This is a genomic window from Streptomyces sp. NPDC002671, from assembly GCF_053592475.1.
On the sequence record NZ_JBSFVU010000037.1, the window covers coordinates 42,196 to 61,994 of the forward strand.

17 protein-coding genes are annotated in these 19,799 nt (G+C 73.3%); 4 read left to right on the forward strand and 13 right to left on the reverse strand.

Annotation, left to right across the window (positions count from 1 at the left end; translation table 11 throughout):
- Positions 1-32: 32 nt before the first annotated feature.
- The 9 genes from ACWD35_RS37355 to rimP all read right to left on the reverse strand — a co-directional run bounded on the left by ACWD35_RS37355 (position 33) and on the right by rimP (position 12,568).
- On the reverse strand, positions 33-980 hold the full coding sequence (locus ACWD35_RS37355; RefSeq protein WP_451355822.1) for a bifunctional riboflavin kinase/FAD synthetase: 948 nt from the start codon (positions 978-980) through the stop codon (positions 33-35).
- 130 nt (positions 981-1,110) lie between these two features.
- Complete coding sequence (locus ACWD35_RS37360; protein WP_451355839.1) at positions 1,111-5,067, reverse strand: trypsin-like peptidase domain-containing protein; 3,957 nt, start codon at positions 5,065-5,067, stop codon at positions 1,111-1,113.
- Positions 5,068-5,468: 401 nt separating this feature from the next.
- Positions 5,469-6,374: a tRNA pseudouridine(55) synthase TruB gene (gene truB, locus ACWD35_RS37365; RefSeq protein WP_451355823.1), complete on the reverse strand. Its 906-nt coding sequence runs from the start codon at positions 6,372-6,374 to the stop codon at positions 5,469-5,471.
- Positions 6,371-6,832, reverse strand: coding sequence for a 30S ribosome-binding factor RbfA (rbfA, locus tag ACWD35_RS37370; RefSeq protein ID WP_451355824.1), 462 nt, complete (start codon positions 6,830-6,832; stop codon positions 6,371-6,373). Before rbfA ends, truB begins: the two co-directional genes overlap by 4 nt.
- Before the next feature lie 47 nt (positions 6,833-6,879).
- Entirely contained in the window at positions 6,880-7,173 is a 294-nt protein-coding gene (locus ACWD35_RS37375) for a DUF503 domain-containing protein (RefSeq protein ID WP_451355825.1), read from the reverse strand.
- 199 nt (positions 7,174-7,372) lie between these two features.
- A complete protein-coding gene (gene infB, locus ACWD35_RS37380) occupies positions 7,373-10,471 on the reverse strand; it encodes a translation initiation factor IF-2 (RefSeq protein ID WP_451355826.1) in 3,099 nt (1,032 codons plus the stop codon).
- A gap of 185 nt (positions 10,472-10,656) precedes the next feature.
- On the reverse strand, positions 10,657-10,938 hold the full coding sequence (locus ACWD35_RS37385; protein ID WP_451355827.1) for a YlxR family protein: 282 nt from the start codon (positions 10,936-10,938) through the stop codon (positions 10,657-10,659).
- A gap of 119 nt (positions 10,939-11,057) precedes the next feature.
- Positions 11,058-12,056, reverse strand: coding sequence for a transcription termination factor NusA (gene nusA, locus ACWD35_RS37390; protein WP_451355828.1), 999 nt, complete (start codon positions 12,054-12,056; stop codon positions 11,058-11,060).
- A 2-nt stretch (positions 12,057-12,058) separates the two neighbouring features.
- Positions 12,059-12,568: a ribosome maturation factor RimP gene (gene rimP / locus ACWD35_RS37395; RefSeq protein ID WP_451355829.1), complete on the reverse strand. Its 510-nt coding sequence runs from the start codon at positions 12,566-12,568 to the stop codon at positions 12,059-12,061.
- A 217-nt stretch (positions 12,569-12,785) separates the two neighbouring features.
- On the opposite strand from rimP, the gene ACWD35_RS37400 reads away from it, so the two are divergent.
- The 3 genes from ACWD35_RS37400 to ACWD35_RS37410 are packed head-to-tail and all read left to right on the forward strand — an operon-like array spanning position 12,786 to position 14,755.
- Positions 12,786-13,301, forward strand: a complete 516-nt coding sequence (locus tag ACWD35_RS37400) for a hypothetical protein (RefSeq protein ID WP_451355830.1) — start codon at positions 12,786-12,788, stop codon at positions 13,299-13,301.
- Complete coding sequence (locus ACWD35_RS37405) at positions 13,298-13,801, forward strand: ferritin-like domain-containing protein (RefSeq protein ID WP_451355831.1); 504 nt, start codon at positions 13,298-13,300, stop codon at positions 13,799-13,801. Before ACWD35_RS37400 ends, ACWD35_RS37405 begins: the two co-directional genes overlap by 4 nt.
- Positions 13,802-13,846: 45 nt before the next feature.
- The gene (locus ACWD35_RS37410) at positions 13,847-14,755 is read left to right on the forward strand and encodes an aminoglycoside phosphotransferase family protein (protein WP_451355832.1); all 909 of its coding nucleotides are present in this window, start codon (positions 13,847-13,849) and stop codon (positions 14,753-14,755) included.
- Between the two features lie 109 nt (positions 14,756-14,864).
- Here ACWD35_RS37410 and ACWD35_RS37415 read toward each other — a convergent pair whose 3' ends face one another.
- Entirely contained in the window at positions 14,865-16,568 is a 1,704-nt protein-coding gene (locus ACWD35_RS37415) for a proline--tRNA ligase (protein ID WP_451355833.1), read from the reverse strand.
- Positions 16,569-16,663: 95 nt separating this feature from the next.
- Complete coding sequence (locus ACWD35_RS37420) at positions 16,664-17,194, reverse strand: GNAT family N-acetyltransferase (RefSeq protein ID WP_451355834.1); 531 nt, start codon at positions 17,192-17,194, stop codon at positions 16,664-16,666.
- A 153-nt stretch (positions 17,195-17,347) separates the two neighbouring features.
- Between ACWD35_RS37420 and ACWD35_RS37425 the strand changes: the two genes are divergently transcribed.
- On the forward strand, positions 17,348-18,385 hold the full coding sequence (locus ACWD35_RS37425) for a questin oxidase family protein (protein WP_451355835.1): 1,038 nt from the start codon (positions 17,348-17,350) through the stop codon (positions 18,383-18,385).
- A gap of 25 nt (positions 18,386-18,410) precedes the next feature.
- Here ACWD35_RS37425 and ACWD35_RS37430 read toward each other — a convergent pair whose 3' ends face one another.
- Together ACWD35_RS37430 and ACWD35_RS37435 are read right to left on the reverse strand one after the other, a co-directional pair.
- Positions 18,411-19,259, reverse strand: a complete 849-nt coding sequence (locus ACWD35_RS37430) for a GNAT family N-acetyltransferase (RefSeq protein ID WP_451355836.1) — start codon at positions 19,257-19,259, stop codon at positions 18,411-18,413.
- A 101-nt stretch (positions 19,260-19,360) separates the two neighbouring features.
- The coding region (locus ACWD35_RS37435) for a flavodoxin-dependent (E)-4-hydroxy-3-methylbut-2-enyl-diphosphate synthase (RefSeq protein WP_451355837.1) at positions 19,361-19,799 on the reverse strand (439 nt) is incomplete at its 5' end.

The window sequence follows — 19,799 nt, forward strand, 5'->3', positions numbered from 1 at the left end:
CTGCTGCTCCCTCGGCCTGCTGCTCCGTCGGCCTACTTCTCCGCGGCCACGATCTCCCGGCACCGCTGGACGTCCACGGCCATCTGCTCCAGCAGGGCCTCCAAGGAGTCGAACTTGGCCTGGCCGCGCACATAGGCGAGGAAGTCGACGGCGACGTGCAGGCCGTACAGGTCGAGGCCGACGCGGTCGATGGCGTACGCCTCCACCGTGCGCTCGGTGCCGTCGAACTGCGGGTTCGTGCCGACGGAGATCGCGGCCGGCATGACCTCGCCCTGGGCGTGCAGCAGGCCGGCGTAGACGCCGTCGGCGGGGATCGCGGTGTGCGGGAGCGTCTCGACGTTGGCCGTGGGGAAGCCCAGTTCACGGCCGCGCTGGGCGCCGCGCACGACGATGCCCTCCACCCGGTGCGGGCGGCCCAGGATCTCGCGGGCGCCCGCGACGTCGCCCTCGCCGACCAGGTTCCGGGTCAGGGTCGAGGAGAACGGACGGCCGCCGCCCGCATCCCCGGTGACGTACAGGTCGACGACCTCGACCTCGAAGTCGTAGATCTTGCCCTGCTCGGCGAGGAACTCCACGTCGCCGGCCGCCTTGTGGCCGAAGCGGAAGTTCGGGCCCTCCACGACCGCCTTGGCGCGCAGCTTGTCGACCAGCACCTTGACGACGAACTCGGCGGGCGACAGCTTCGAGAACTCGGTGGTGAAGGGGAGGATCAGGCATGCGTCGACGCCCAGCTCCGCCATCAGCTCGGCGCGCCGGTGGTGCGGGGCGAGCAGCGGCGGGTGGCTGCCGGGGCGGACGACCTCGCTGGGGTGCGGGTCGAAGGTGACCACGACGGCGGGAACGCCCAGCTCGCGGGCGCGGTCGACCGCGTGCTTGATGATCAGCTGGTGGCCTCGGTGGACACCGTCGTAGGAACCGATGGTGACGACGCTGCGCCCCCAGTCCTCGGGGATGTCCTCCAAGCCACGCCAGCGCTGCACTGTCACCGCTCCTCGAACCCGTGCTCGTGCCTACCTTGACCTCTTGTGCAGGTCTAAGGGTGCCATGCCGGGTGGCCCGCGTCGGCATCGGCATCGTCGCTGTGACGGGGGGCACGTTCGGCGCATCGATTCAGGCCGGTACGCCCGCCCCCGCCAGGTTCTCGATCATGCGGCAGGTGCTGGGGCCCACCACGGCGGCCCAGTCGTCCGGGGCGTCGGCCAGCCAGCGGGCCATCAGCGCGGCGAAGCCGGGCACCTGGCGGCCAAGATCGACCAGGCCGCGGTCGAAGCGTGTGGCGCCGTCGGGGGTGCGGACGAGGAGCAGACCGGTGCGGTGGACAAGGCCGCGGACCTCGTCCACGCAGGTGTCGACATGCCGGACCGCCGTCTGCAGCACGGCGGCCAGGACGGCCGGTTCCCGCTCGTGGGCGAGCAGGACCTCCAGGAGTTCGCGGCGCACCGGGCGGGAGGCGGGCGTGCCGGGGGCGCTGAGGACAGTGGCGAGGGCCGCCCGGACCTGTTCCGGGCCGCCGTCCAGGAGCCCCGTGACCAGGGGCAGCAGCACGGGACGCGCGGTGGGGCCCTGCTCGAGGCGGCGGTCGACGTGGGCGGCGACGTCCCCTGCGGTCTCCGGTCGCAGCTCCACCGCCTCCCGCACGAGGGCGGCGATACGGCGGGCCAGGTCGGGGGTGGTGACGTCGGCGAGGGTGCGCAGCGCCGCGGGTGCCTCCGGGCCGCGCAGCCGGGCGCGGAAGGCCTCCAGGACCGGTCCGGTGTGGGTGGCCAGGGCCGGGACCAGGGCGGCGGGCGGGAACCGGGGGTCGCCGTCGGCGAAGTGCCGCAGGGCCTCGGTGAGATACCGGTCGCGGGTGCGCGGATCGTGCACCAGGAGGGCGAGGGCGCCGCCGTGCAGGGCGCGGTCGGCGGGGTGGGCGAGCGCGGCGAGCGCGGCGTAGCGCAGCAGCTCGCGGTCGGCCGCCGAGCGGACGTGGGGGGCCGTACGGAGCCCGAACGCGACCGCGGCGACCCGGCGGGCGGGGCGCTCGTCGTGCGCCCAGCGGTCCACGGCCCGGCAGACGGCCGAGGGCTCTTCCTCGGCGAGGATGTCGAGCAGCTCGTCGGCCCGCCGGTGGGCGCTGTCGACCAGCGCCTCGGTGAGGTCGTCCAGGGCGCCGTGCCGGTGGGTGTGCAGCAGCGCCTGCGCGGCGGTCGCCACGGTGGCGTGCGGGGTCGCGGGCAGCGGGCGCTCGTCGTCGAACCATCCCGTCAGCCGTGGCTGTACGGCGGCGGGCTCGGTGGCGAGCAGTCGGGCGACGGCGTCGAGGTAGCGCTCGGCCTGGGCAGGGGCCTCCGACGGGGCCTGGTCGGCCGGTACGAGCCGGCGCAGCAGGTCGAGGCGCTCGGTGCCGGAGACGGCCAGAGCGGTCCAGAAGACGGGCCCGAACTCGGCGGGTACGGTCTGCTGCTCCCGGCTCCAGGCGACGACACGGTCGGCGAGCAGGCGCAGCACTTCCGTGTACGGGGTCGCGTCGGGCACCTGCAGCAGGGTCCGGGCGAGTAGCCGAGCGGCCCACCAGGAGCCGGGATCCTGGTCCAGGGCTTCCACCAAGTCCCTCAGCTTGAAAGAGAGTTGGCGGGGACTGTGCTGGCGGCCGAGGAGAAGCAGGGCTTGGACGACCGGGCCGACGCGGTGGTACGGCACGGGGACCGGGTGGGCACCCCGGGGGCCGCGGGGGCGGTGGACCAGGGCGTGCAGGGCCTCGTCCAGGTCGAGGTGCATGCCCTGGATCCAGTCGGCCAGTTCCTCGTGGGCGAAGCGGTAGCCGCCGCCGGCCGGGACCAGGAGGCCCTCGGTGAGCACGGCGGAGGCCCACCCGGTCCCGCCGCCGAGCCGGGCCGGGGCGGGCCCCCACGGGAACACGGCCTCGAAGGACTCACGGTCCAGTTCGCCCTGCCCGGGGCCGAGGCTGCGCCGGGCGGCCTCGTGCACCTGCCCGGCCACCCGCGCCGCGAGCCGCCGTACGGCCGTGCCACGCAGGCCGCCCTCTACGGCGAGGCGCACCGCGATGCGCAGACACATGAGGTCGAGGTAGGCGGCGAAGACCTCATGCCGGTCGACGGGCCGGGCGGCCTGGGCGTCCGGGAGTGCGGCGCGGACCTCGGAGTACAGCCGGAGGGTGAGCGGATGCCGGGCGTCCCGGTCGGCGAGGGCACCGTCGGGGACGTCGTGGCGGGAGCGGGCCCGACGGGCCTCGTCCGGGGTGAGGTCGGCGAGCCGCACGCAGGGCGGGAGGGGGCCGTGCCGTTCGGCTGGGGTGCGGGGCAGGTGTGGCGGGGCGTGCGGCTGGTCGGCGGGGTCGTGCGGTGGGTCGGCGGGGGCGTGCGGCTGGTCGGCGGAGGTGTGCGACGGGCTGGCGAGGGCGTGCGGCGGGCCGGCGAGGTCGTGCAGCGGGCCGGCGAGGTCGTGCAGCGGGCCGGAAGGGGCGTGCGGCGGGTCGGCAGGGGTCTGCGACAAGTCACCGGAGACTTGCGACAGATCGGCGGAGGCCTGCGGCCCGCCGACAGAGGTACGCGACAAGCCACCGGAAGCGTCCGGCGGGCCGACAGCGGCGTGCGACAAGCCACCGGAGGCATGCGACAGGTCGGCAGGGGCGTGCGGTGCGCCGACAGCGGCGTGCGACAGGCCACCGGCGGCGTGCAGCGAGCCGGCAGGAGCGCCTGACAAGCCGTCAGAGGCGGGCAACGCGCCGGCAGGCGTATGCAGCAGCCCCGCCGGGAACTCCGCCCCGGCTCGCTCCCAGTACTCCTCCCGGCAGGCCACCACCAGCCGCGCCCCCGTCTCCCGCAACCAGTCGGCCGTCCCCTTGGTCCACTGGGGCAGCCGGTGAGCGAGGACGGGTGGCATCTCCTCGGGGCAGTCGAGGAGCAGCAGCAGGGGTCGGCCGGCCCGCGCGGCGAGCCGCGCCAGGCGCTCGGGGGCGAGGTCGCCGACGTCCGCGGGGTGGGCGGAGCGGGCGGCGACGACGATCCGGGCGGCGCGTTCCAGCGTGCGGCGCACCGCGTCGGCCACGGAGTCGTCGGCGTCCCGCAGATCGGCGCCGCGCAGCCACAGCGTAGGGGCGGGCCGCTCGGCCCGGTCGCGGCGGGCGGCGAGGGCGGCGAGTTCCGTCGTACGACCGCTGCCGGGGGCGCCGACGAGGCCGAGCACGGCCCGTCCGCCGTCGCCGAAGGCGTCCAACTCCCTTGCCACATCGGCTCGTTCGACGGGCTCCAGGGGGCACGGTACGGCGCCCCCGGTCCGGCCGGCGGAGCGGGCGAGGGCGCCGGGCGAGCCGTCCTGGCCGACCGAGGTGGCGGTCAGTTCCAGCACGCCGGCCAGGTTGAGGTCGGCGCCGTACCCGGGCACGGTGGCCGCGTTGCGGGCGAGCAGCTCGGCGAGGGGGCCGTCGGCGGGCCGCAGCGGCACCGCGAAGCCCGTGTCGCGCTGGGCGGAGTGCAGGGCGGTGCCCAGGACGCCGAGCACCGCGCCGGTGTCGGCGTCGAGCACCGGCCCCCCGGCCGCGCCGCCGCCCAGTCGCAGCGCGTCCCGGCCGGCCGTGCCGATCGCCAGCTCCAGCGCGTCGTCCACGAGGTGGAAGCGGTCTGTGGCGGTGTACGTCACCTGGGTGGCGGCCAGGACCCGCGCCTCGCGCCAGCAGCCGGCCAGGATCCGTACGTAGGTGCCGGCCGCGATCCGCTCCCGTACGGTCAGCGGCAGCGGCTCCACGTCCAGGCCCTCGGTGCGGACCAGGGCCAGGTCGAGGGCGGGCAGCGGGGTGACGGCGTCGGCGTCGACCACGCAGGTACGGTCCCCGGCGGCGTGCAGGACCAGCCGGGGCAGACCGTCGACGGTCTCGTGGCTGGTGAGGAGGGTGCCCTGGTGGTCGGCGAGGAAACCGACCCCGCGGGGGCGTCCGGCGAGATCGTGGATGCGGACCAGGGCGACGGCGTCGGCCGTCCCGGCGCTGCCGCCGGCCGATGCGGCACCCCCCACCGGGCCGGTGCCGCCCACCGGGCCGACACCGCCAGTTCGGCCGGCGCCGCGCATCCGCGCGGTCCCGCTCGTCCGCGTCGTGCCGCCCGCAGGGCCGGCACCGCTCGTCTGTTCCCGCGTCCCGTCCGCCGCCGCCCGGCGACCGCCTCCGGTCCGCGGGCCGCGTCCCGCCATGGCCGTACCTCCCCGCCCGTGCACCCCGTGCCCGTACACACGCGCCGTGCTCTGTCTTTCGACGGTAGGCGCGCGGTGATCAGCGGGACAGGTCGCGCGGCGAAAGCGCCCCCTTCCGCTCCCCCGGTTCACTCCGAGCGCCTGCCCGGACGGGTGAACAGCAGGGGGCGGCTGGATACACCTTAAGGATGGGGGAACCGAGGGGGGACCGTGGAGCGGCGGCAGGGGCCCACCCCGCGGCCGGCCGCCGCTCCACGGGCGGAGGCGGGTGCGCCTTGGCGTCAGCCGAAGATGGCCAGGCTCTTGGCCTTGCCCCGGTGCTCCTCGACGAGCGCGAGGAAGCGCCCCTCGGGGTCGAACACGGCGACGGGTCCGGCGCCCGCGTACTCCTCGGGCATCTCCAGCCGGACGCCGTTGACGAGCAGCCGGGAGCGCTTGGCGTCCACGTCCCAGCGCGGGAACGCGGCCGTGGCGGCCTCGGCGATCGGCATCACGGTCAGGTCTGCCTGGAGCTGGTCCAGCGTCTTCGCGGAGTCGAGCTTGTACGGCCCGACGCGGGTCCGGCGCAGTGCGGTGAGATGACCGCCGACGCCCAGGTCGGCGCCGAGGTCGCGGGCGAGGGCGCGGATATAGGTGCCGGAGGAGCAGACCACCGAGACGACCAGGTCGAGCACGGCGGTGCCGTCCTCGGCGACGGCGTCGCGGACGTCGTAGACCGCGAAGGACGAGACGGTCACCGGCCGGGCGGGGATGTCGAAGTCCTCGCCCTCGCGGGCCCGCTTGTACGAGCGCACGCCGTCGATCTTGATGGCGCTGACCTTGGACGGCACCTGCATGATGTCGCCGGTCAGCTTGGCGATGCCCGCGTCGATGGCGGCCCGGTTCACCTTGGACGCGTCGGCGGAGGAGGTGATCTCCCCTTCGGCGTCGTCGGTGAGGGTGTTCTGGCCCAGGCGGATGGTGCCCAGGTACTCCTTCTCCGTGAGGGCGAGGTGCCCGAGGAGCTTGGTGGCGCGCTCGATGCCGAGGACGAGAACGCCCGTCGCCATCGGGTCGAGGGTGCCGGCGTGACCGACGCGCCGCGTGCGCGCGATCCCGCGCATCTTCGCGACGACGTCGTGAGAGGTGAAGCCCGACGGCTTGTCGACGATGACAAGGCCGTCGGGCGTGGTGTGCTTCTGGGTCATTCCGCGGCGTCGCCGTCCGTCTCGGTCGCGTCCTCGTCGGACGGCTTGCGGTACGGGTCGGCTCCGCCCGCGTACGCCGCGCCGGCGGAGGCCTCGCGGACCTTCGCGTCGGACTGCCGGGCCTTGTCGAGGAGGTCCTCGATGGTCCGGGCGGTGTCCGGCAGGGCGTCCGCGACGAAGGTGAGGGTGGGCGTGAACTTCACGCCGGCGGCGCGGCCGACCTCGGAGCGCAGGATGCCCTTGGCGCTCTCCAGTCCGGCCGCGGCGGCCGTCCGCTCCTCTTCGTCCCCGTAGACCGTGTAGAAGACGGTCGCCTCCCGCAGGTCACCTGTGACCCGAGTGTCCGTGATGGTGACGTGCGAGCCGAGCCGCGGGTCCTTGATCCCGCGCTGCAGCTTCTGGGCCACCACCTCTCGGATGAGGTCCGCCAGCCTTTTCGCCCGCGCGTTGTCGGCCACTGGTCCGTCTCCCGTTCTTTCCTGTCTGCGTTCTGTGGGTTCTGTGGTCAGTCGTCGTCGCCGTGCAGCCGCCGTCGTACGGACAGCAGCTCCACTTCGGGGCGCCCGGCGACCAGCCGTTCGCACCGGTCGAGTACGTCGATGACGTGCGCCGCGTCACCGGAGACCAGGGCAATGCCGATGAGGGCCCGCCGGTGAAGGTTCATATGGTCCACCTCGGCCGCGCTCACGGCGTACTTCCGCTGGAGTTCGGCGACGATCGGGCGGACGACGGAACGCTTCTCCTTCAGCGAGTGGACGTCGCCGAGGAGGAGGTCGAAGGACAGAGTCCCCACGTACATGTGTGTAACCGGTTCACCCGCCGGTACGGGATCGATGGCCCCGGGTCCGTGTGGCCGGGGACATCAAGAACCGTACCGCTTACCTGCCGGTGGCTCGACAGGGTTTCCCGCGCACCGCCCTGGGGGCTCCGCCTCCAGGAACGCGGCGCTGGCCGGCGGGACCGAGGTCCCGCCGGCCAGCTTCAGACACCGCCTGCGATTACGCCCGCGGCTTCTCGCGCATCTCGTACGTCGCGATGACGTCGTCGACCTTGATGTCGTTGAAGTTACCGAGGTTGATACCACCCTCGTAGCCTTCGCGGATCTCGGTGACGTCGTCCTTGAAGCGACGCAGGCCCTCGATGTTGAGGTTCTCCGCGACCACCTTGCCGTCGCGGATGAGGCGCGCCTTGGTGTTGCGCTTGACCTCGCCCGAGCGGATGAGGACACCGGCGATGTTGCCCAGCTTGGACGACTTGAAGACCTCGCGGATCTCCGCCGTACCCAGCTCGACCTCTTCGTACTCCGGCTTGAGCATGCCCTTGAGGGCCGCCTCGATCTCCTCGATCGCCTGGTAGATGACCGAGTAGTACCGGACGTCCACACCCTCGCGCTCGGCCATCTGCGCCGCGCGGCCGGCCGCGCGGACGTTGAAGCCGATCACGATGGCGTCGGAGCCCATCGCCAGGTCGATGTCGGACTCCGTGACCGCACCGACGCCGCGGTGCAGCACGCGGATGTCGACCTCTTCGCCGACGTCCAGCTGGAGCAGGGAGGACTCGAGGGCCTCGACGGAACCAGAAGCGTCACCCTTGATGATCAGGTTCAGCTGCTGGACCTCGCCGGCCTTGAGCACCTTGTCCAGGTCCTCCAGCGAGACACGGCGCGTGCGCTTGGCGAAGGCCGCGTTCCGCTCGCGGGCGGCGCGCTTCTCGGCGATCTGACGGGCCGTACGGTCCTCTTCGACCACCAGGAAGTTGTCGCCCGCACCCGGGACGTTGGTCAGGCCCAGGACCTGGACCGGCGTCGACGGGCCCGCCTCGGCGACGTTGTTGCCGTTGTCGTCGAGCATGGCGCGGACTCGGCCGTAGGCGTCGCCCACGACCATCGTGTCGCCGACCCGCAGCGTGCCTCGCTGGACGAGGACCGTCGCCACGGCACCACGGCCGCGGTCGAGACGGGACTCGATCGAGATGCCCTGCGCGTCCTGGGCCGGGTTGGCCCGCAGGTCGAGCGAGGCGTCGGCCGTGAGGACCACGGCCTCCAGCAGCGAGTCGATGTGCAGACCCTGCTTGGCGGAGATGTCGACGAACATCGTGTCGCCGCCGTACTCCTCGGCCACCAGGCCGTACTCGGTCAGCTGACCGCGCACCTTGGTCGGGTCGGCACCCTCGACGTCGATCTTGTTGACCGCGACGACGATCGGGACGTCGGCCGCCTTGGCGTGGTTGAGCGCCTCGACCGTCTGCGGCATGACGCCGTCGTTGGCCGCGACGACCAGGATCGCGATGTCGGTCGACTTCGCACCACGGGCACGCATGGCGGTGAACGCCTCGTGACCCGGGGTGTCGATGAAGGTGATCCTGCGCTCTTCGTCGTTGACCTCGGTCGAGACCTGGTAGGCACCGATGTGCTGGGTGATGCCGCCGGCCTCGCCCGCGATGACGTTCGTCTTGCGGATGGCGTCGAGCAGTCGGGTCTTACCGTGGTCGACGTGACCCATGACGGTGACGACCGGCGGACGGACCACCAGGTCGCCCTCGTCGCCCTCGTCCTCGCCGAACTCGATGTCGAAGGACTCGAGCAGCTCGCGGTCCTCCTCCTCGGGGCTGACGATCTGAACCGCGTAGTTCATCTCGCCCGCGAGGAGCTGCAGCGTCTCGTCGGAGACGGACTGCGTGGCCGTGACCATCTCGCCGAGGTTCATCATGACCGCGACGAGGGACGCCGGGTTGGCGTTGATCTTCTCCGCGAAGTCGGTGAGCGACGCGCCGCGGGAGAGACGGATGGCCTCGCCGTTGCCGCGCGGCAGCATCACGCCGCCGACGCTCGGGGCCTGCATGGCCTCGTACTCCTGGCGCCTCTGCCGCTTCGACTTGCGACCACGACGCGCGGGACCACCGGGACGGCCGAAGGCACCCTGCGTGCCACCGCGGCCACCGGGACCACCGGGACGACCGCCGAAGCCGGGACGGCCACCGCCGCCACCGCCACCGGGACCACCCGGACGGCCGGCGAAGCCGCCACCGGCGCCACCGCCACCGGGACCACCGGGACGACCGGCGAAACCGCCACCGCCGCCACCGGGACGGGCGAAGCCGCCGCCGCCACCCGGACGACCGCCGCCGCCACCACCGGGACGACCGCCGCCACCGGGACCGCGGCCACCGGGACCACCGCCGCCGGGACGCGGGCCCGCAGCGGGACGCTGCGGCATCATGCCGGGGTTCGGACGCGGACCGGCCGGGCCGGGACGCGGACCGCCCTGCGGGCGGGGCATGCCCGCCGGGCTCGGACGGGAACCGCCCGGAGCCTGCGGACGCGGACCGCCGCCCTGGGCGCCGGGCGCCTGCGGACGGGGACCGGCGCCGGGAGCACCGGGGCCACCCGGACGCGGACCGCCCTGCGGGCGCGGGGCCTGCGGGCGGGCCATGCCGGTGGAGCCACCGGAGGTGAAGGGGTTGTTACCCGGGCGCGGACCGGCCGGACGGGCACCCGGACGCGGGGCCTGACCACCGGAACGCTGGCCACCCTGGCCCGGACGGGCCGCGGCCTGGCCCTGACCCGGACCGGCCGGACGGCCACCGGGCTTCGGGGCGCCGGGGCGGGCACCGGGACGCGGGCCCTGGGCGGCCGGAGCCTGCGGGGCCTGAGCGGCAGGGGCAGCCGGCGGAGCGGTGAACTCCGGGGCGGCCGGAGCCGGACGCGGCGCGGGCTTCGGGCCCGGAACCGGACGCGGGCCCTGCGCAGGGGTCACCGGCGTGGGGGTCAACGGGGCCGACGGGGTCGAAGCCACCGCCGGAGCGGCGGGCTGCGGGGCCGTCGGAGGCTTGGGGGCCGCCGGCTTCGGGGCAGCCGGACGGGCCGCCTGCGCCGGGGACGGCGCGGCGGGCCTGGGGGCAGCCTTGCGCGGGGCGGGCTTGCCGGCGGACTTGCCGGAGCCACCCTGGAAGGCGTCGGTCAGCTTACGTACTACGGGCGCTTCGATGGTCGAAGACGCCGAACGGACGAATTCACCGAGTTCCTGGAGCTTGGCCATGACGACCTTGCTCTCGACACCGAACTCCTTGGCGAGTTCGTAGACCCGGACCTTAGCCACTTCGCTCCTCTGAGGTCCGGGTGAAGCCGGACCGTCGCTAGTTCATGGGCGTACTCATCGCGTACTCATCGAGTGCTCATCGCAATCTCGACCTGCTTTCGACTCGCGAGGTACCAGGCCGTACGGGGGACTTCCGTACGACACGCTTTCTTACTGTGTTGCCTGCTCAGCATCGTGTTGCCTGCTCAGCAACTGTCCGCCTGCCCGACGTACCGGCGCAACGCCTTTATGTCGAGCGGCCCCGGGACGCGCAGCGCCCGTGGGAACGCCCGGCGGCGTACCGCCTGGTCGAGACAGACCAGGTCGGGGTGTACATAGGCACCCCGGCCGGGCAGCGTACCGCGAGGATCGGGAACGCAATGTTCTCCATCCGCCACAGTGCGCAGCAACTCGTCCTTGGCCGCTCGCTGCCTGCACCCCACACAGGTGCGCTCAGGGCATGCGCCGACACGCGTCCGGCCAGACACTCCTTAGTCTACCTCCCCGTACCGACCTCACCCCTTCGGGGGAAAAGTCGAACAGTTACTCGATTCAAGCTCCATGATCCCAGCGAGGCCAGCGCGCACCGTCCGGGATCTATTCCCGGCTACTCGCCGGGGCGCTCCGCGGTCTGCTCGGTGTCCGGGCGGATGTCGATCCGCCAGCCGGTGAGCCGGGCCGCGAGCCGCGCGTTCTGGCCCTCCTTCCCGATGGCCAGCGACAGCTGGTAGTCCGGCACGGTGACCCGGGCGGACCGGGAGGCCATGTCGACGACCTCCACCTTGGACACCCGAGCGGGTGACAGCGCGTTCGCCACCATCTCCGCCGGGTCGTCCGACCAGTCCACGATGTCGATCTTCTCGCCGTTCAGCTCGCCCATCACGTTGCGCACCCGGCCGCCCATGGGACCGATGCAGGCGCCCTTGGCGTTCAGGCCCGCACGGGTGGACCGTACGGCGATCTTGGTGCGGTGGCCGGCCTCGCGGGCGATCGCGGCGATCTCCACCGAGCCGTCGGCGATCTCCGGCACCTCCAGGGCGAAGAGCTTCTTCACCAGATTGGGGTGCGTACGCGAAAGAGTGACGGACGGTCCGCGCACACCCTTCGCCACCCGTACGACGTACGAGCGCAGCCGCATGCCGTGCGGGTACGACTCGCCGGGCACCTGCTCCTGCACCGGCAGGATGGCCTCCAGCTTGCCGATGTCGACGAGCACGTTCTTCGGGTCGCGGCCCTGCTGGACCACACCGGTGACGATGTCGCCCTCACGGCCGGCATACTCGCCGAGCGTCGCGTCGTCCTCGGCGTCCCGCAGCCGCTGCAGGATCACCTGCTTGGCGGTGGTGGCGGCGATCCGGCCGAAACCGGACGGGGTGTCGTCGAACTCGCGGGGCTCCTGGCCCTCTTCGAGGTCCTCGGGGTCCTCCTTCGCCCACACGGTCACATGGCCGGTCTCCCGGTTCAGCTCCACGCGCGCGTGGCGGCGGCTTCCCTCGGTGCGGTGGTAGGCGATGAGGAGGGCCGACTCGATCGCCTCGACCAGCAGGTCGAAGGAGATCTCCTTCTCCCGAACCAAGCCCCGCAGGGCGCTCATGTCGATGTCCACGGCTACGCCTCCTCCTCTTCCTTCATGTCCTTCTTGTCCTTGCGGTTGAACTCGACCTGCACGCGCGCCTTCGCGATCTCCGGGAAGGCGAGCCGACGGGTCGTGGCCTTGCGCCCCTTGACGCCGGGAACCTCCAGCTCCAGCCCCTCGTCGTCCACCGTCAGGATCCGGGCGACCAGTTCGCCGCCCTCGGTCAGCTGGAACTTCACGAGCCGGTCGACAGCGCGCACGTAGTGCCGGTGCTCGGTGAGGAGCCGCTCCGCGCCGGGGGTGCCGACCTCCAGGTCGTACGCGTCCTCACCCATCGCGTTCGTCTCGTCCAGCTTCGCCGAGAGCGCACGGCTCACATCGGCGATCTGGTCCAGGTCCGCTCCGGTGTCGGAGTCCACGACGACCCGCAGCACCCGCTTGCGTCCGACGAGCTCCACGGCGATCTCTTCGAGATCCAGCCCCTGGGAGGTGACGAGCGGTTCCAGCAGCTCTCGCAGCCTCTCGCTCTGGGTGGTGCTCATCCGGGTGACTCCTCGGCCGCGTGTGCTGTTGTGGGATGGGTCGCGTGTCTGGTCAAAGGGTATCCGGTCGCGGGGAGTGTTGCCGTCCACCTGTGTATGGGCGGTGCCGGTGAGTGGTGTGCACGGGGCGCGCGGGTACGGTGATCACGGGCGTGCCGCCCGTTGGCCGGCCTTCTCCTGTTGTTCCCTTCATACGAGTTCCCCGAGGACGTCTGCAGTGCCGTACCCCCCGCCGCCGCGCACCCCCTCGGGGCCGCGCAGAAGAACCCTGCTCGCCTCCGTCGCCGGGGCCGCTCTGCTGGCCGGCTGTACGGCCGATCCGGACTCCGGAGGCGGCGGCTCGACGACGGCCACACGGGCACGCGCGCGTGCGGCGCGGGACAGCGCGGGGCTGCTGGCGCAGTACGACGCCGTGCTCGCCGCGCATCCGGCGCTGGCGCAGCGGCTGCGCCCGCTGCGCGCGGCGGTCGCCGCGCACGTGAAGGCGTTCGGCGGCAAGGCCGCGGGCGCGGCCCCGAAGTCCGCGTCCCCCGCGGCCTCTCCCACAGCTTCCCCGGTCGTCCCGCCCCGGCCGAAGGACGCCCTGGCCTCGCTGGCCGACGCCGAGCGGGGCGTGGCCGACCGGCGGGCACGGGACCTGCTGCAGGTGCCGGGCGAGCTGGCGCGGCTGCTGGCGTCGGTGTCGGCGGCCGGGGTGGCGCACGCGTACCTGCTGACGGAGGGGGCCAAGTGAGCGACGAGGCGAAGCGGGCCGAACTGTCGGCGCTCCAGGCGGCGCTGGCCGCCGAGCACGCTGCGGTGTACGGGTACGGCGTCGTCGGCGGACAGATCGGCGAGGCGAGGCGCACCGAGGCACGGGCCGCCTACGACGCGCACCGCTCCCGCCGGAACGCGCTGGCCCGCGAGGTCCGGGACCTGGGCGGCCGGCCCGTGGCAGCGAACGCCGGGTACGCGCTGCCGTTCCCGGTGCCGGACTCGGCGGCTGCGGTCCGGCTCGCCGCGCAGTTGGAGGAGCGGCTGGCCGGGGTGTACGCGGACCTGGTGCGGGCGGCGACGGGCGCGCGGCGCGGTTCCGCCGCGGCGGCGCTGCGCGAGGCAGCGGTGCGGGCCGTGCGCTGGAGCGGGGAGAGCGTAGCCTTCCCTGGGCTCGCCGAGCGCTCCGGCGAGGGGACCGGTGCGGCGGGAACGACCGCGGGAGTGGCACCGTCGTCCACCGCCTCGGTGGCCCCGTAGGCGCCCCTACGACATCCCGTAACTGCAGGAAGGAACGACTCGCGCATGGCTTTCGAACCGCCGCCCCGCCTGGAGCGGGCGCTCGGTGAGACGGCACCGGCCGGGGACGACTGGCTGGCGAAGCTGCCCCGGACGGCCGAACGGGCTGTCGACCGGCGCGAGTTGACCGTCGAGCGGGTCCAGCTTCCAGGCGGCCGGAGCAGCCTGGTGGTGCTGGTGCTGCTCGCCGACGGCACCCCGGCCGTGCTGAAGCTGGCCCCGCCCCGGGCCCGCCCGGAGAGCGAGCGGGCCGCGCTGGCGCACTGGGGCGGCGTGGGCGCCGTACAGCTGCTGGAGGCCGGCCCGGAGAAGCCCGAGGAGGGCGTGCTGCTGCTGGAGCGGCTGCACCCGGACGTCTCGGTGCGGTCGCTGCCGGAGCCGAAGGCCTTGCTGGAGGCGTCGGGCACGCTGCGCCGGCTGTGGGTCGAGCCGCCGGCCGGGCACACCTTCGAGACGGTGGCGGAGCGCACCGAACGGCAGGCGGCGGCGATGCGGGCGGGCGCGGAGGCCGCTCCCGAGACGGCGCCGCTGGTCGACGCGGCGCTCGCGGCCCGCGAGGAGCTGCTGGCCGCGCCGCCCGAACACCGCCTGCTGCACGGCACGTTCCGGCAGAGCAAGGTGCTCGCCGGGGAGCGGACCCCCTGGCTCGCGGTGGGTCCGGACCCGGTGGTCGGCGAGTGCGCCTTCGACCTGGCGCGGCTGGTGCGGGACCGGGTGGAGGACCTGATCGCGGCGCCGTCCGGACCGGCCGTCACCCGGCGCCGGATCAAGCGGCTCGCGGAGTCGCTGGAGGTGGACCAGGAGCGGCTGCGCGGCTGGACGCTGTTCCGGGCGGTGGAGTCCGGTGTGCGGGCGCTTCGCGTGGGGCGGCCGAACGACGCGGAGCTGTTGCTGGAGTTCGCCGGGTGGCTTTAGGACGGCCGCAGAACGGCCTCCGGACGGCTTTCGGCCGCCCGCGCGGCGGAGCCGCAGATACGACACAGCCCCGCGCCCTTTCCGGGCACGGGGCTGTGTCGCAGTCGTACTACGCCGTCAGACGCGCGATCGCGTCCTCGACCGACAGCTCCTCGCGCTCACCGGTCTTGCGGTCCTTCAGCTCCAGCACGCCCTCGCCGGAGCGGCGGCCGGCCACCAGGATCTGCGGTACGCCGATCAGCTCGGCGTCGGTGAACTTCACGCCCGGGGAGACCCCGGCCCGGTCGTCCACCAGGACGCGGACGCCCGCGGCGGCCAGCTTCTCGGCGACGTCGAGGGCCAGCTCGGTCTGCAGGGCCTTGCCGGCGGCGACGACGTGCACGTCGGCCGGGGCGACCTCCTTGGGCCAGCACAGGCCCTGCTCGTCGGCGGTCTGCTCGGCGAGGGCCGCGACCGCGCGGGAGACGCCGATGCCGTAGGAGCCCATGGTGACGCGGACCGGCTTGCCGTTCTGGCCGAGCACGTCGAGCTTGAGGGCGTCGGCGTACTTGCGGCCCAGCTGGAAGATGTGGCCGATCTCGATGGCGCGGTCCAGCTTCAGGCCGGTGCCGCACTTCGGGCAGGGGTCGCCCTCCTGCACCACGACGACGTCCACGTACTCGTCGACCTCGAAGTCACGGCCGGCGACGACGTTCTTGGCGTGCGTGTGCTCCTTATTGGCGCCGGTGATCCAGCCGGTGCCAGGGGCCACGCGCGGGTCGGCGATGTACTTCACCTTCTCGCCCAGGCCCTGCGGGCCGACGTAGCCGCGCACCAGGTCGGGGCGGCCCGCGAAGTCCGCCTCGGTGACCATCTCGACGACCGCCGGGGCGAAGTGCTCCTCGACCTTGCCCAGGTCGACCTCGCGGTCGCCGGGCACGCCCACGGCGACGATCTCGCCGTCCACCTTGACGAGCAGGTTCTTCAGCGTGGCGGAGGCCGGGACGCCGAGGGAGGCGGCCAGGGTCTCGATGGTCGGGGTGTCGGGGGTGGGGATCTCCTCCAGCGCGGGGACGTCCGAGCCGTCAACCGGCTTCAGCTCGTAGTTGATGGCCTCGGTGTTCGCCGCGAAGTCGCAGTTCGGGCAGTCCGCGAAGGTGTCCTCGCCGGCCTCGGCCGGGGCGAGGAACTCCTCGGACTTGGAGCCGCCCATCGCGCCGGCGGTGGCGGCGACGATGCGGTAGTCGAGGCCGAGGCGCTCGAAGGTGCGCTGGTAGGCCTGGCGGTGCAGGGCGTAGGACGTGCCGAGGCCCTCGTCGTCCAGGTCGAAGGAGTACGAGTCCTTCATCAGGAACTCACGGCCGCGCAGGATGCCGGCGCGCGGACGGGCCTCGTCCCGGAACTTGGTCTGGATCTGGTAGAGGATCACCGGCAGGTCCTTGTAGGACGTGCACTGGTCCTTGACCAGAAGGGTGAAGATCTCCTCGTGGGTGGGGCCGAGGAGGTAGTCGCCGCCCTTGCGGTCCTTCAGCCGGAACAGCTCCTGGCCGTACTCGTCCCAGCGGCCGGTGGCCTCGTAGGGCTCACGGGGCAGCAGGGCGGGGAGCGAGACCTCCTGGGCGCCGATGGCGTCCATCTCCTCGCGGACGATCCGCTCCACGTTGGCGAGGACCCTCTTGCCGAGGGGCAGCCAGCTCCAGATGCCGGCGGCGGTGCGGCGGACGTAGCCGGCGCGGACGAGGAGCTTGTGGCTGAGGACCTCGGCGTCCGCCGGGTCGTCGCGCAGCGTCTTCGCCATCAACTGGGACATGCGCTGGACCGGTGCGTTGGCCATGGTTCTCGTACTCCTGCCGGGAAAGGTTGATGGCATGGAGGTTAGCCGGGCTGGCTGTGTCCGCGGAAATCGGTTATGGGCTCGCGCGTACGTGCCTACTTGCGGCGCAGCGGGAGGGGGGCGCCCATCACGGCGTACGGCCGGGGGGCGCTCGGGAAGTGGACCTGGCGGGCGAGGTCGACGTAGCCGAGCGAGTGGTAGAGGCCGCGGGCCGGGCTGTCGGTGTCGATCGCGGAGAGGATCGAGCGGGGTTCGTCGGCCGTGTCGGTGATGGTGGTGATCAGCCGCCGCCCGATGCCCCTGTTCTGCTGCCGGGGGTGGACGTGCAGTTCGGTGATGACGAACGAGTCGTCCAGCCAGGCGGCGTTGTCGTTGGCGCGCAGGTACGGCTCGACGATCGTGGACCACCAGTGGGTGCGGGAGTTGGGCATGCCGTAGACGAAGCCGATCAGCCGCCCGCGGCTGGTGGCGCCGAAGGCCCGGGCGCCCGGGTACTGCATGTGGCGCAGGACGATCTGGCGGCGCACGGCCACCTCGTCGGGGCCCAGGCCGAAGGCGACGGCTTGGACCGCCAAAGCCTCGTCCACGTGGGCGGACAGGTCCAGGGGGCCGATCACGACGTCCATGCGGGGAGCGTACAGGGGAGGTCGTCCTTGCCGTCCTGACGTCGGCCGTTCGCTCCGCTGCGCTACGACCGCGGTCCTAGGCCGGACGCACGGCCGTGGTTAGATCCCCCGGCCGATGATCACTCCCCGGCAGCGCGGCTACTTTCTCAGGTCATGGACATCGACAGCACGCTCGACGAGGCCTACGAACGACTGCACCGCAGCGGTCCGGAGTTCGAGGGATGGCTGACCAACCACGGCCCGATGGCCGTCGAAGCCCTGGTCCGGAACGGGCACGGGCGCCAGGTCCATCGCTGGCTGGACCGCTACATGGACCGGCTGGACGAGCTGCCGCGCGGCAGCTCGCCGCTCGCCGCGGACGAGTGGCGTGCGGCGCTCGGTGATCCGCGCCGGCTCGGCGACTGGCTCGCGTACTTCGACCGCGAGGTGCGGGAGCGGCCCTGGCGTGCGCTGCTGGAGACGTGGTGGCCGCGGCTGCTGCCCGGTATCGCGGCCGGTGCCACCCACGGGGTGATCCGTCTCGGCCACGCGGTGCATGCCCTGCTGGCCCAGGAGGACGGGCCCCGGCTCGCCGAGTTCGGCCAGGCCCTCGGCTACTGGGCCGCACGCTGGCAGCCGGTGCCGTCCGCCCTGCCGTCCGGCAGCGCCGATCCCGCCACCGCCCTCGCCGGGGTGCCCCGGATCCCCGACCAGAGCGCGGGCATCAACCACCGGCTCGGCCAGCTGGCCGGCGTACCGGAATGGCCGGTCGCGCTGGCGGCGCTGCGGCCCGCGACGGACCCGGAGCAGGCCCGCGAGCTGCTGGACGGCCTGACGACCGCCGCCGTCCTGCACTACCTCCCCAACGCGCACGGCTCGGCGGTCATGCTGGTGCACTCGGCGACCGCGCCGATGGCGGTGCTGCGCACCCTGCCGGCGCTCCCGCGCGACCAATGGGCACCCAGCCTGCACGCGGCGTGGGCGGCCTGCGCGGCCGTCACGGCGGCCTACGGCCCGGCCGCCCCCGCGCCCGAGGCCGACCTTCCCACCGCGCCCGAGTCACCGGACGAGGTCTTCGACCTGGCCGCCCGGCACGGCGACGAGCACGTCATCAAGCTCGCCGACACCTGCCTCGACGTACACGAGCGCACGGGCCGCCCGGAGCCGCTCGCGGCGGTGGTCCGCGCGGCGGGGCTGATCGAGGAGCTGTAGCGGGGGGCGTCCGAAAGGCAGGGTTCTAGAAGAGGATGCTCATGAACGCGCCGACTTCTTGGAACCCCACCCTCCGATACGTCCTCCTCGCCGCCGTGTTGAAGTCGTTGACGTAGAGGCTGACCACCGGCGCCACATCGGCCAGCGCGTAGCGCAGCACCGCCGCCATGCCGGGGGCCGCCAGGCCCCTGCCCCGGTACTCGGGCGCGACCCAGACGCCCTGGATCTGGCAGGCCTGGGCGGTCGCCGCGCCGATCTCCGCCTTGAAGGCGACCTTGCCGTGCGCGTCGAGGCGGGCGAAGGAGCGCCCGGTGCCGACGAGTTCGGCGACGCGGGCCTGGTAGAGGAGGCCGCCGTCACCGGCCATCGGCGAGATGCCCACCTCCTCGGTGAACATCGCCACGCACGCCGGCAGGATCGTTTCCATCTCGTCCTTTCGGATGCGGCGGACGAGGGGGTCGGGGGCGATGTCGGCGGGCATGCGGTCGGTGACCATCAGCGGCTGGTGGGCGCGGACCTCGCGGGCCGGGCCCCAGTGCGGCTCCAGCAGCCGCCACAGCTCGGCGGTGGACTGGGCGGGGCCGACGATGGAGGAGCAGCGGCGGCCCGCCCGCCGGGCCCGGTCGGCGAAGGCGCGCACGGCGCGCGGGGTGGCGCAGATCGGGACGAGGTTGGCGCCCGCGTAGCACAGGGACGTGAGCATGCCGTCCTCGTACCAGCCCCACATCTCGCCGCCGAGCCGCCACGGGTCGAGGCCCGCGATCTGGACCCGGGCGGTCACGAAGGCGTTCGTGACCGGCTCGCGGTTCAGTACGGCGAGTGCGGCGTCAAGGTCGCTCGGTTCGAGCACCCGTGAGGTGGTCTGGGTCAACACGTGCGGGGGCCTCATCCGGAGGTTCTGCTGATCTCCAGACTGTACCTGGCGACGGTGTGTCGCGCCGCCCCCGCCAGGGCGGCGCGGAAAGGGCCCGGGGATCAGCCCGCCACCGAGACCGACGGCTCGCCGGAGGCCACGCCGGCGTCCTCCATCTGCTCGGCGAGCTTCATGGCCTCCTCGATGAGGGTCTCCACGATCTTGGACTCGGGGACGGTCTTGATGACCTCGCCCTTGACGAAGATCTGGCCCTTGCCGTTGCCGGAGGCGACACCGAGGTCGGCCTCACGGGCCTCGCCGGGGCCGTTGACGACGCAGCCCATGACGGCGACGCGCAGCGGGACCTCCATGCCCTCCAGACCCGCGGTGACCTCTTCGGCGAGCTTGTAGACGTCGACCTGGGCCCGGCCGCAGGACGGGCAGGAAACGATCTCCAGGCCGCGCTGGCGGAGGTTCAGCGACTCCAGGATCTGGATGCCGACCTTGACCTCCTCGGCGGGCGGGGCCGACAGGGAGACGCGGATGGTGTCGCCGATGCCC